The organism is Amycolatopsis sp. VC5-11 (assembly GCF_037034185.1).
Lineage (GTDB): Bacteria > Actinomycetota > Actinomycetes > Mycobacteriales > Pseudonocardiaceae > Amycolatopsis > Amycolatopsis nivea.
Map to the genome: position 1 here is coordinate 315,273 of NZ_JBAGKF010000004.1, position 11,848 is coordinate 327,120.

At 68.9% G+C, this 11,848-nt stretch carries 16 protein-coding genes; 14 read left to right on the forward strand and 2 right to left on the reverse strand.

The annotated features are described in order from the left end of the window. Positions 1-15 precede the first annotated feature (15 nt). The 14 genes from WA670_RS16340 (at position 16) to WA670_RS16405 (ending at position 11,235) form a co-directional block, all read left to right on the forward strand. Positions 16-624 carry a hypothetical protein gene (locus WA670_RS16340; RefSeq protein WP_336158192.1) on the forward strand — a complete coding sequence of 203 codons (609 nt, stop codon included), beginning with the start codon at positions 16-18 and terminating at the stop codon, positions 622-624. A gap of 93 nt (positions 625-717) precedes the next feature. Next, positions 718-1,119 (forward strand): hypothetical protein, encoded by a 402-nt coding sequence (locus WA670_RS16345; protein ID WP_336158193.1) that lies wholly within the window; start codon positions 718-720, stop codon positions 1,117-1,119. After that, a complete protein-coding gene (locus WA670_RS16350) occupies positions 1,050-1,463 on the forward strand; it encodes a hypothetical protein (protein ID WP_336158194.1) in 414 nt (137 codons plus the stop codon). The genes WA670_RS16345 and WA670_RS16350 overlap by 70 nt, the downstream gene beginning before the upstream one ends. Positions 1,464-1,473: 10 nt before the next feature. Further along, positions 1,474-4,974 carry a hypothetical protein gene (locus tag WA670_RS16355; protein WP_336158195.1) on the forward strand — a complete coding sequence of 1,167 codons (3,501 nt, stop codon included), beginning with the start codon at positions 1,474-1,476 and terminating at the stop codon, positions 4,972-4,974. Between the two features lies 1 nt (position 4,975). Next, entirely contained in the window at positions 4,976-5,875 is a 900-nt protein-coding gene (locus WA670_RS16360; RefSeq protein WP_336158196.1) for a hypothetical protein, read from the forward strand. A 12-nt stretch (positions 5,876-5,887) separates the two neighbouring features. Beyond that, entirely contained in the window at positions 5,888-7,096 is a 1,209-nt protein-coding gene (locus WA670_RS16365; RefSeq protein WP_336158197.1) for a hypothetical protein, read from the forward strand. A gap of 12 nt (positions 7,097-7,108) precedes the next feature. Continuing rightward, positions 7,109-8,263, forward strand: coding sequence for a hypothetical protein (locus tag WA670_RS16370; protein ID WP_336158198.1), 1,155 nt, complete (start codon positions 7,109-7,111; stop codon positions 8,261-8,263). 8 nt (positions 8,264-8,271) lie between these two features. Further along, positions 8,272-8,991 carry a hypothetical protein gene (locus WA670_RS16375; protein WP_336158199.1) on the forward strand — a complete coding sequence of 240 codons (720 nt, stop codon included), beginning with the start codon at positions 8,272-8,274 and terminating at the stop codon, positions 8,989-8,991. A gap of 14 nt (positions 8,992-9,005) precedes the next feature. Next, positions 9,006-9,260: a hypothetical protein gene (locus tag WA670_RS16380; RefSeq protein ID WP_336158200.1), complete on the forward strand. Its 255-nt coding sequence runs from the start codon at positions 9,006-9,008 to the stop codon at positions 9,258-9,260. Beyond that, the gene (locus WA670_RS16385; RefSeq protein WP_336158201.1) at positions 9,257-9,697 is read left to right on the forward strand and encodes a hypothetical protein; all 441 of its coding nucleotides are present in this window, start codon (positions 9,257-9,259) and stop codon (positions 9,695-9,697) included. The genes WA670_RS16380 and WA670_RS16385 overlap by 4 nt, the downstream gene beginning before the upstream one ends. After that, the gene (locus WA670_RS16390; protein WP_336158202.1) at positions 9,694-10,032 is read left to right on the forward strand and encodes a hypothetical protein; all 339 of its coding nucleotides are present in this window, start codon (positions 9,694-9,696) and stop codon (positions 10,030-10,032) included. Before WA670_RS16385 ends, WA670_RS16390 begins: the two co-directional genes overlap by 4 nt. A 4-nt stretch (positions 10,033-10,036) precedes the next feature. Beyond that, positions 10,037-10,840, forward strand: coding sequence for a hypothetical protein (locus tag WA670_RS16395; protein WP_336158203.1), 804 nt, complete (start codon positions 10,037-10,039; stop codon positions 10,838-10,840). Next, the gene (locus WA670_RS16400) at positions 10,837-11,049 is read left to right on the forward strand and encodes a hypothetical protein (protein ID WP_336158204.1); all 213 of its coding nucleotides are present in this window, start codon (positions 10,837-10,839) and stop codon (positions 11,047-11,049) included. The genes WA670_RS16395 and WA670_RS16400 overlap by 4 nt, the downstream gene beginning before the upstream one ends. Positions 11,050-11,058: 9 nt before the next feature. After that, entirely contained in the window at positions 11,059-11,235 is a 177-nt protein-coding gene (locus WA670_RS16405; RefSeq protein ID WP_336158205.1) for a hypothetical protein, read from the forward strand. A 66-nt stretch (positions 11,236-11,301) separates the two neighbouring features. On the opposite strand, the gene WA670_RS16410 is transcribed toward WA670_RS16405, so the two are convergent. Beyond that, complete coding sequence (locus WA670_RS16410) at positions 11,302-11,514, reverse strand: hypothetical protein (RefSeq protein ID WP_336158206.1); 213 nt, start codon at positions 11,512-11,514, stop codon at positions 11,302-11,304. A 1-nt stretch (position 11,515) separates the two neighbouring features. Beyond that, entirely contained in the window at positions 11,516-11,743 is a 228-nt protein-coding gene (locus tag WA670_RS16415; protein WP_336158207.1) for a hypothetical protein, read from the reverse strand. Positions 11,744-11,848 lie beyond the last annotated feature (105 nt).

The window sequence follows — 11,848 nt, forward strand, 5'->3', positions numbered from 1 at the left end:
CTCTCTGGAGTGATCATGGCCGATCTCGATGGCCTTCAGCCCGGAAACCTGGTGATGGGTCCGGCCCGGCTCTACATCTACAAGTTCGCGTTCGACCCGTCGCTGGCTTACGAGCCCGCGCTGGCCGACGTGAACATCGCACCGGCCGCGAGCGCCTGGTACGACACCGGCATCACGCTCGGCGGCACCGATGTGTCGGTCGAGCCCACCTGGACGCCTCTCCAGGGCGACCAGCTCGTGGACAAGCTCGGCGGGCGGCTGACCGACCGCGACATCAAGGCGACGGTGAACTTCGCCGAGATGACCCGCCCGAACCTCGCCTACGCCTGGAACATGACGGCCGGGCCGACCGGCACCAGCTACGCCACGTCCGATCTGAACGCCGGACAGAACGCGAACCGCGCGCCGTACCGGACGCTGATGATCGACGGTCTCGGCCCGGACGTGACCGACGGTTCCCGTTCGCTGAAGCGGCGGGCGATCCTGCGCAAGGCGCTGCCGTCCGGCAACACGAAGCTGAACTGGGCCAAGGCCGACCAGCAGGTGCTCGCCGCCGAGTTCCAGGCGTACTTCGTCTCCGAGTCGGTGAGCCCGATTCGGATCATCGACGAGGTCGAAGCCTGATCCGTCCCCAGACGCAGTCCCGCGTCCGTGCGCGCCTGACCGCCACGGACTCGGGGCTGCCCCATTCCCTTGTCCTGTCAGGAGGACCGCACCATGGCCGCATCCACTCCCCGCAAGACCACTGCCCGCAAGCCCGCTCCGCGCAAGCGCCCGGCCAAAGCGCCGGCCGACCTCGGCCTGGTGCTCGACGACGCCGCCGCGCGCGCCGAGACCGACAAGCTGCTCGCCGACCGGGAAGCGCTGTTCACCATCGGCGGCACTACCTACACGATCCCGAAGCAGGTTCCGCCGTCCTGGTCGGTGAAGGCGTTCTCGCTCGCCGTCACGAAGGGCGAGGCGGCAGCCATCTCGTACGCGGCGGAGAAGCTGCTGACCCCGGAGGCGTGGGAAGCGTTGCAGGAGTGCGAGACGGTCACCCCGGACGCGTGGCAGACCGTGTTCAAGGCGCTGATGGACCGGATCCTGCCGGAGAGCGGGTTCGGCCCAAAAGCCTGACCGACGCCTGGCACGAACGGCTGTCGGCGGTCGGCTGGTTCTTCCAGCACCTCGACGACGTGCTCTCGGACATGTCGGTCTTCCACCGCGTGGACGAGCTGGACCAGCTGCCGGTCTCGGTGTTCCTGCCGCGCATGGTGCGGCTGCCGCTCTATGACGGCGCGGTGCGTCACGCGCTGCGGCTGGAGGCAGAACAGCCTGCCGCAACCGTCCACGAAGCCGTGGGCACGCCGGAGGCCGTATCGGTGACGGCGCACAGCCGGGATCAGCTGGCCGCGCTGAACCAGACCCGCGAGTTCGGGCCGCGCGGCGTGAACGAGGCCGGGGTGTTCGACCTCGGGTGAGGGGGTTCCGGTGGCAGGCGAGTTCAAGCTGGCCGGCGCTTACGTCGAAGTCAACCTGCGGGACAACACCTCGGGGGACGAGAAGCGCATCCGGGCCCGGATCGAGGGCGAGTCCGCGATCCGCTGGGACACCGCGCTCAACGACCCGAAGAACACCGAGGCCGTAAAGAAAAAGGTCTCCGCAGGGAAACCTGTCCAGTTCGACACAGACCTGGACGACAAGCTCGCGCAGGCCAAGGCGGACGAGTTCGTCGCCAAGCGACGCTCGGCCGTCATCGACCTTGACGCGAACATCGCCAAGCTCCGCACCAAGCTGGAGGAGCTGAACAAGAAGCGCGGCACGTCGGTGGAAGTCGACGCCGACATCCGCAAGGCCGAGGCCGAGCTGGCTGCGCTGGTGGCCCGTCGCCGTACGGTTCAGCTGGAAGTCCAGGCCAAGACCCGACCGGCCGAGGACGATCTGGCGCGGATGGCCAAGCGTGCCAACGCACAGTTCGACGCACTGAAGTTCACCGCCCTGTCGGTAGGTTTGCCCGCTGCGGCGGCTGCCGGTGCGGTCGGCGTTGGCGGGTCGCTGGCGTTGGTGGCGGGCGGTTTCGCCGCGCTGGGCACGTACATCGCTTCGACCGACGACGAGATCGCCCAGAAGTTCACCGACATGGTGAACAGCGTCGAGCGCGATGCGAAGCAGATGGGCGGCGGCTTCAAGACCGAGGTCTCCGGCGCGATCGACGATGCAGGCAAGGCGTGGGACCGGCTGCGTCCGCAGGTGGCCGCTGCGGTCAACGGCTCGGCTCCGGCGGTGCGGATCCTCACCGGCGCGGTGACGGACTTCGCGGAGAACGCCATGCCCGGCGTGGTGACTGCCGTCATGGCGTCGAAAGAGCCGCTGCTGGGCTTCCGTGCCCTGGTCGGGCAGACCGGTACCGGCGTCGGGCAGTTCTTCGCGAACGCGTCGGCGGGCTCTGCCGGTGCCGCGCAGGGCATGGCTCTGCTCGGCGGGATCGTGCAGCTGCTGCTGTCCCGGTTCGGCACGCTGTTCGCGAACCTGGCGCAGGGCTCGGCTGGTCCGCTGCACTCGCTGTACGCGATCACCGACGACGTCACCGGCGCTCTGGTCGACCTGACCGCGCAGGGCTCGGGAGCGATCGGGTTCCTGTCCGGGTTCACCACCACCGGCACCGGGGCCGTGGGGATGCTGCGGCTCGTGCTGGGCCTGGTGTCGCTGCTGCCGCCCGAGCTGACGCACCTGGCCGGATCGCTCACCGCGTCGACCCTGATCCTCTCGAAAATGGGCATCGATGTCGGCAAGAACTTCGAGGGGATCGGGCAGAAGGTCCGCGATGCCGGGAACAACCTGACCGGTGTCGAGCGAAATGCCGCGAAGGCGGGCACCGCAGTGGGCGGTCTCGCACGCGCCGCGCTGAGCCCGGCGACGCTCGCAGCGGGTGCGCTCGCAATCGGGCTGGACATCCTCGGCCAGAAGCAGCAGGAAGCCGCGGCGAACGCGGCGGCGCACGCCGAGCGCGAGCGCAACCTGGCGCAGGCGCTGCGGGACTCCGGCGGCGCGATCGACGGCAACGTGCGTTCGCAGGCCGCCTACGACCTCGGGAATTACAAGGTCGCCGACGGCGTGCGGAACCTGAACAAGGACGTCCTGAACCTGGTGGGGCAGCAGGGTTTGCAGCAGCTGCAGGACGCCTACCTGGGCAACACACAGGCGGGCGACACCCTGAAGGCGTCCCTCCAGGCGATCGCGACCGAGCACAGCAAGGTCGCCACGGGATTCCAGGCAGGGCGCGCGGCGTTCGACGACCACATCAACTACGTGGACGGCGTGGCCCGTGCCTATGACGACACGGGATTCCAAGCGCAGCAGCTGCTGGACATCATCAGTGGCGAGGGCGGCACGTTCGCCGACGCGTCGAAGGACGCGAACGCCAATGCGCAGGCGCTGAAGGGCGTTTCCGCTGCGGCGCAGGAGGTCACGCCCGCGCAGTACGCGGCGAAGGTGGCGGCGTCCAGCCTGAACTCGGCGTTCACGACGCTGAATCAGACTGCCGGTGACACGGCGGCCAAGGGCCAGGCGATCATCGATGTGCTCGACCGCCTCTCCGGACGGCACAAGTCCGAAGAGGAAGCGCTGCAGGCGTGGAACGACCACCTGCGGGCCATCGGCGACTCGTTCAAAGACCTCGGCTTGTCCAAGCACACCAAGGATCTGATCGACAACTCGGGCGCGATCAACACCACGTCCGAGGCCGGGTCGAAGCTCCAGGACGTTCTGGAGCAGGGCGCTACCGACATGGCGTCGTATGCGCAGTCGCTCAAGGACGGCGGCGCGTCGGCGGCGGACATCACCTCGAAGCTCGGGCCGATGCGGGACAAGTTCGCCGAGCAGCTCAAGCAGCTCGGGCTGAACGACATGCAGATCCAGACGCTGCTCGCGCACTACGGGCTCGTGCCGGATCAGATCGTGACGGCGCTGGGCTTGGAGGGCAATGAGGAGGCGCAGAAGAAGATCGGCGACGTGGTCAAGCAGTTGGCCACGCTGCCGCCCGGCGCGACGGTGACGCTCAACGCGGACGAGAAGCCCGCGGCCGATGCCCTGGAGAAGCTGGGGTACAAGGTCGAGACGCTGCCGAACGGCACGTTCTCGGTGTCTGCCAACACGATCCCGGCCGAGACCGGGATCAAGCTGATGGTGGACAAGGCGGGCAAGGTCACCGGCACGATCAAGCTGGACGCCAACTCCGCCCCGGCGGACGGGAAGCTGAGCTTCACTGTCCAGAAGGCCAACGGCTCGACCGGCACGATGACGCTCGACGCCCGCCAGGACCCGGCGACGAAGAAGCTGCAAGTCCTGGTGCAGAACGTCAACGGCAGCTGGGGCTGGATGAACATCGACGCCTACAACTCGGCGGCGAAGTCGATCATCGGCGACACCGTGCGGGTGGCGAACACCAGCAAGGGGTTCATCCAGGTCGGCGCGAACGCGTCGGAAGCCGACGGAGCGATCAACTGGGCCGCGCGCAACCGGTCGACGACGATCGTCGTCACCTACGACGTGCGCGGCGCGCCGAAGCTCCCTGCCGGTGCGAACCGGGCGGACTTCGCGGCGACGGGCGGTTTGCTGACGCACCACGGTGCCCGTCGGTACGCCTCGGGCGGTGTGACAGCGATCGGCGGCGGCCTGCTGTCCGGGCCGGGCGGTCCGCGTCAGGACCTGATTCCGGCGTGGGTGTCGCCGAAGGAGTTCGTAGTCAATGCGGTGGACACCGCGAAGTGGCTGCCGGAGTTGCTGGCGATCAACCGGGGGATGACCCCGGATGCGTTCGCGCCGAAAACCGCACCGGTTGCCACGGCGGCGGTACCGGTGCGGCGGTCGGCGTCCCCGACGGCCGCGAAGGTTGAGCAGCACTTCCACATCTACTCGCCGCCCGAGTCGAATCCGCAGCGGATCGCCGCGTCGGTGTCGTCGTCGGTCGGCTGGGCCATGAGGGGAGTGTGAGATGCCGACGCAGGTGATCCTGCCGACGTACGCGATCGGCTCGTGGTCGGCCAATGTGGACGACGATCTGGGATGCCGCTGGGTGGTGTCGCCCGGCGGTGCCTCGTTCGTCTCCGACGGCGTGGCGCGCAAGATGCACAACAACGAGCGGCCGTTTGGGTCCGGCGCGTACCGCTCGCGTTCGTATCCGGCGGCCCGTGCCGGTGCGCTGCAAGGCTGGTGCGACGCCGGAGACCGGGTTTCCCGCGTGGCTGCGCGGAAACGGCTGATGAGCATCTTCCCCGAGGGCGGCCAGGCGCTGCTCGTGATCGACGACGGGATCGACCCGCAGCAGATCACGGTCGAGCTGGACGCCGACGCGCCCAAGTGCGCGCTCTGGCAGGACGGCTGTGGGTTCGACTGGCAGCTGCCGCTCTACGCGGCGGACGGCCGGTTGCTCTCCACCGCGGAACGTTCGGCGAAGGCGACGCTGGCCACCGGCACCACCGACGGCCTCGACTGGATCGGCGGCTCGCCCGGCGGTCTCGACTGGGCCAACGGCGGCCTGGATTGGGGCAGCAGCGGCGCGAACAACGTGCTGGCGCTGGAAAACAGCGGCACCGCGACGACGTGGCCGCTGCTGGTCGTCACGACGCCGTCGAGCTTGCAGAACCCGGCGTGGACCGACCCGGTCACCGGCGGGGTTCTCGCCTACACCGGGTCAATCACGGCAGGGCAGACGCTGCGCATCGACTGCTCGCCCTTCAACCCGACGCCGGTGACTCTCGACGGGATCGACCGCACGGGCGCGCTGGGCAGCGCCAAGTTCATCTCTCTTCCGCCCAATTCCTCTCGCGCGGTGCAGTTCACCGGCGTGGGGGCCGGAACCACTGTCGCCTTCTGGCGCGACGCGAACAACTGAAAGGGGGCTGTCATGGCGCCTGTGAACGCCGATGCGGACGGCTACTTGACCGCGATGCCCAATGGCAACCGCGTCAACAACGCCCGCCAGGGCCGCGCCCTGATCCAGTCACTGTTCCTCGGCGGCTCGAACACCTCTCCGCTGTCCGCCATCCGGTCCGGCGTGATTCCCACGGCGGCGGACGCGTTGTCCGCGTACGACCTGCGGGTGTCTGTCCAGTCCGGACGGACGCTGCTGGTGAATCCGGGCTCGGCGGTCATCGGCCGGTCCGGGCAGGGCGGCTACCTGTCGTGGGAACTGCCTGCGGCGCGCACCGTCACGTGTGACACGCCTCCCGCGTCCAACCCGCGCAACGACATCGTGGTGTTCCGCGCCTACGACACGCAGCTGGGCGACACGATCCCGGCGAGCGGCGGCATCCCGGGCCGGATCGAGATCATCACCGGGCAGCCGGGCGGGACCCCGGTCGACCCGGTCACCTGGGACCCGTTCCTGGGGCACATCTCGACGTGGCCGGCGGCCGCGTCCGGCGGCGGGGCGGGCATCCCGCTGGCTCGGGCAAGGGTTGCCACCGACGGGACGGTGACGCTGACCGACCTCCGCCGCAGCACGGCTCCGATCGGCGGCGTGCGTGTGCTGCTGCCGGGCGACTTGCTCTCGGATCCCTCGTACATGCCCGGAGATATCGCCTGGTACAACGGGCATCGCTACTGGGACGGCAGCGCCTGGCAGGAGCTTTCGTCGTCGCTCGGCTACGCGAAAGGGCTGCTGGCCAAGAACGTCTACAACGGCGAGGGCGTGTTCGGCACGCAGACCGAGGTGGTGGGCGACAAGGCGTCGTTCACGTTCGACCCGGCGCGGTCGTACACGTTCGAGTGGCAGGGGTGCGTCTCGGCCGCCGCCGACCGGCCGTACATGACGATCGGGTTCCGCGCGGCGAACGGCGCCACGGTGACCAACACCAGCCCGCTGTTCCACAGCACCACGCAGACGCTCCAGGGCAACGGAAAGTTCCACACCTGCCACCTCACGGCCCCCGTTTCCGGCGCGTCGCTGGCGGCGCTCGGCCTCACCGCCGGAACCGTGACCGCGGCGATCACGCACTACATCACCCTCGGCAACGGCGGCTCGGGCTGGCAGGCGCGGGGCGGCCCGGGCGGCGGCGGGGAGCTTCCTGACAAGCGCCACTTCGCGGTGTTCGACACCGGGCTGAGCCGGTAAGAGGGGGCGACAGTGGCGACCGTCGAGCGCGAGTATTCGGCGCTGGTGTACCAGACCGTGACCGGCCGCGTGCTCTACGACCTGGATTTGCTCGCCGAGCCGGACTGGTCCGCACTGCTCAACGAGGCGGGCGGCTGGAAGGTCGCCGTCCCGCTCGACGGCGGCAACGGACCGCGGACCGCGCGGGTGCGGGAGTGGTGCGTGCCGGACCGGCATTCGGTCGCGGTGCTGCGCGGAGACTTCGTGTGCCAGGCCGGGCCGATCACGCCGTACCAGCCGGACTCGGAGACGACCGACTTCACGGTGTCCGGCAAAGGAATCTGGGACATCCTCGACCGGCGGGTGCTGCACAACGCGGCATGGAACCCGGCGACGCAACGGCTGACCGACCCGGCCGCCGACATCACGATCAACGGGACGCTGCCCTACATCGCCCGCGAGATCGTCAACCACCAGATCAACATGTCCTATATCGCGGGCAGCAACCTGCCGATAGATCTGCCGACGATCAGCCCGGGGAGCGGGAACACCCGGACCTATCACGGGTACGACCAGGCGTACGGCGGTGCGCGGCTGCGCGAGCTGACGCAGGTCGACCAGGGCCCGGACGTGTTCTTCCAGCCCTACCTCACCACCGTGGGCGGCCAGCGCTACATCCGGCACCGGCTGCTGATCGGCAGCCCGTACCTGGTGCAGCCCGGCGTCGATCTGCGGTTCTTCTACCGGCGGACGCTGACGAAGTTCGACATCGCCGGGGGACTGAAGCCCGGGGCGGTGCGCAGTTTCGTGAAGGGCGCGGGCCAGGACGCCGGGCAGCTGTACGGCACGGCCACCGCCTCGGGGCTCATCGCCGCCGGGTGGCCGTTGACCGACGACGTGGACAGCAGCCACGCCGACGCATCCGTGCAGTCCACGTTGGACAGCTGGGCGACCGCGAACGTGGCGCTGTCCTCTTCGCAGTCCGAGCAGTGGCAGGCCACGGTGCTGGCGGATGCGGACCCGCAGCTGGGTACGTACGCCCCCGGCCACTTCGCCGCCTACTCGGCGACCGATCACCACTGGCTGCCGGACGGCGAATACCGCTGGCGCGTGATCGGAATCTCGCGCACCAGCACCACCCCGCGCGACCGCGTCGACCACCAGTTGCAGGCCGTTCGCGCCGGATAGGAGGCCACGTGGTCGCGAACCACCCCGTCGAGCGTCCCGGCTCGGCCGACTACATCGTCAATCAGCTGACCGCGTTGCAGCAGCAGGCCGAGACCCAAGCCCGGCAGTCCAAGTTTCCGTTCGTGGTCAGTCACGACGATCCGGTGCTGGGCCGGATCACGGACATGCAGATCGTGCCGAACCCGAACGGGCTGGGCGGCGCGTCGGTGTCGGTCTTCGACGGTTCGGGAAACCTGGTGCTGGGCACCGACCCGGACACCGGCTACGGGCTGGCGCAGCCGCAGGTGCAAGTGCCGATGTACCCGAGCGCACCGGGTGCGATCTTCAACAGCAGCAGCGCGTTCACTTCGTACTACACCGGCCAGGTGCAGCAGAACAACAGCTGTTTCCTGGCACAGTGGCGGATGTCGACCGCGTGGGGCAACACCAATCCGGCTGCGGTCGGCGAGAGCTACGTGAAGATCGTCGATTCGGTGACCGGGTGGATGTGGCAGTCCCCGACGGTCACGTCCGGCCCTTCGACCAGCCCGACGGGAATCGTCACTCCGTGTGGCCCGTACACGGTGCAGGTTCCCGAAGCCAGCATCGGCCACTTCCTCGGAATCGACATCTACTCGCACGTGCTTTCCGGCGGGGCCAACTCCAGCGTCGCAGTCACACCGCTGTCCATGATCGGCACCTCCCTCGCGTTCGCCAGCCAGTGGCTGGCGGGCACTTCATCGCCTTAAGGAGACAGATACACGTGGCCACATTCATCGTGGACGGCGTCGAGCAGCTCCCCGTCACAGGCGAGTCGGTCTATCCGAAAATCATCTTCAACCGGGAATTCGGCCTACTGCGGGTGGAGTTCGACGACGTCGACCCGGACACCGCGCAGTCGTGGGGCGTGGTCCGCCAAGCCGTGGTGGCTCGTGCCGACGGAGTGCCCGCCGGGGTCTGGTACTTCCTTCAGGGCTACGTGCCGCCGCTGGCCGAAGAGACGGAGCCTGGCTCATGACGATCACGTTGCGGCGCAGCCGTTCTCCGTTCCAGGTCGGCGTCCTGCTGGCCCTGTTCCTGCTGTCGGCGGCCTCGGCGCTGTTCTTCGACGCCATGGCCACCAGCAGCGCTCGCGAGTTGGGTCCGCTGCTCGGTCGGCTGATGTACGGGGGGATGGCCGCGGCCGCGTGCGTCGGGCTCGTGGGGGTGTGGCTCGACGACGTCGTGGGCCTGCTCGTCGAGCGCGCGGGGTTGCTGTCGCTGGCCTGCTGGAGCCTGGCAGCCGGGTTGGCGGTGCTGGCGAATTCCGGTGTTCGGGGCGGCCAGTTCGGCGGCTACATGCTCGCCGTCGCCCTGATGTCGCTGTGGCGCGGCTGGCAGATCGGTCGGGAAGCGCGCGAGCTGGCGACCGTACGCCATTTGACCACTGTGGACAGACCCGAGGGGGATGAGTGAAGGACTGGATTCCGGTCGTCGTGGCGTTCCTCGGCGCGGGCGGTGTGGGCGTTCTGCTGGACCTGCTGCGGGCACGCAAGCAGGCGAAGAAGATCGCCGCCGAGACCGAGCTGACCGACGCCAACGCCGCCGACAAGCTGACCAGCGTGGCGCTGAAGCTCGTCGATCCGCTGACCAAGCAGCTGCAGGAAGCCGAGGACCGGGCCGCGCGGCTGAACACCCGCCTGCAGTCGGCCGAGGCCGAGGTGCAGCAGTTGCGCACGGAGGTCGAGTTGCTGACCAAGGACGTGCAGGCGAAGCAGGCCGAGATCGACCGGCTGAAGGGCGGCGAGTAGCCCCATGCGCATCATGTACGACTCGGTCACGCCGAGGAACATCCTCAAGGCCAACCCGAAGCCGCAGATGGTCGGCGGCTACATCAACGGCCGGTACAAGTGGTCCGACGCCGACTGGGCGCTGTTCCCCGATGCGGTGCACGTCCGGATCTCCGTGCGGGCCAGCTTCCTCGACGGGGACGTGCTCGACGTGGAACCGGGCGACGCCGACCCGTCCGAGGTTCCCGCATGGCTCACCGCCCGGCGCAAGGCCGGGGCGGACCCATCGGTCTACTGCAACCGCAGCACCTGGCCGCAGGTCGCCGCCGCGTGCAAGGCGGCCGGGATCGCCGAGCCCCACTACTTCATTGCCACCGCGAGCGGCAGAGCCCAGATCCCGGCCGGGGCCGTGGCCGCCCAGTACCTCCTCGACATCGCACCGGGCATCGACGTGTCGGCGGTCGCCGACTACTGGCCGGGCGTCGATCCCATCACTGCGAAGAACGGCGGTTTTCTCATGGCCCTCAACGACACCCAGCAGGCCCAGCTGTACACCTGGGTCAAGGGGCTCTACGACGACGCCTCGGAAACGTGGCTCGCCAACGGGAAAGGCTCCCTGACGCAGGGCAAGGCCCTCGCCCAGGTGTACGCCGACGTCAAGTGGATGGCCGCCAACCTCGGGAACACCCCGGACATGAACAAGGACGGCCGGGCGGGCGACGTGAGCCTGCTCGACTTCCGGCAGTTCCTCGTGAACAAGCTGAACGAGATCGACGCTCTGCTGAAGGCGCAGCAGCCCGGCACCGTCGCACCGGGGACCGGCAAGTGACCGCCGCCGCGCCGTACACGCCGCCGCTGTGGCTGCGCTACGCCAAGGCCCTGCTGGCGCTGGCCGGTGCGACCCCGCCCGCTGCCGTGTTCGCATGGCTCGACAGCGCGGGCGTGCACGCGGTCCCGCCGTGGGTCTCCGCGCTCGTGACCGTCGTCTGCGCCGTAGCCGCGGTGGCCGCCGGACCGAAGAACGCCGAGAAGAGCTAGGAGACCGCGATGTCCGAAGCCGAGTACCTGCCGGTCGTTCCGCACTTCAACCCCGCGCACCCGGACCACGAAGGCTGGGCGGCGGGAGCGACACCGCAGCCGGTCGCCAAAGCGCCGGCCAGCGAGGAACCGCCGGTGCCGGACCCCGACGAGAACCCCAAGCCGAGCCGCAAGCAGTCCTCCTGACCGCGAGCACACGAAAAGGCCCCCGTCTCCTGCACACGCAGGCGGCGGGGGCTCTTTTTCGTTTTCCTACAGGGAATCCAAGTCGACGGCCTCAGCTTGCGGCCGCTGGTAGCCGAGCTGTGCGAGCCGGGCTTCCAGTTGACCCCGATCGCGCTCGCGCTGCTGAACCTGGTGTGCCGACGGCTGAGCGGCCCGGCGGAGCGTTTCGGCGCGCTGGTCCTGGTTGGCCTGCATGGCGGCGATGCGTTGGGCGATAACGGTTTGCTGGTCGCTGGCCACGTCATTCTCCGTTCAGGGTCTTCTCGACGTTGTCGAGAGTGAGAGTGCAGTAGCGCGACTGCCGGGCCTGCGCGGTGGGGTAGCGGTTCCCTGCCGTGTCGTCGATGAGGCTGTAGAGGCCGTAGCCGAGGGCGCGGGGGTCACGCACGCGAGCCTTCACGAGGATGAGGCCCTGCCGGTCGGCCGCGCGGCGAAGCCGGTTCTCCCGCGCCTTCTCTTCTCGGTCCATGCCACCAGTGTACCCAAATCGTACTGGAAACGTACTGGTGTAACCTTATCGTTACTCGATGCGGGGATGGGCGGGCCCGGCGACCCGAGGGGGAGGGTGGGCGCC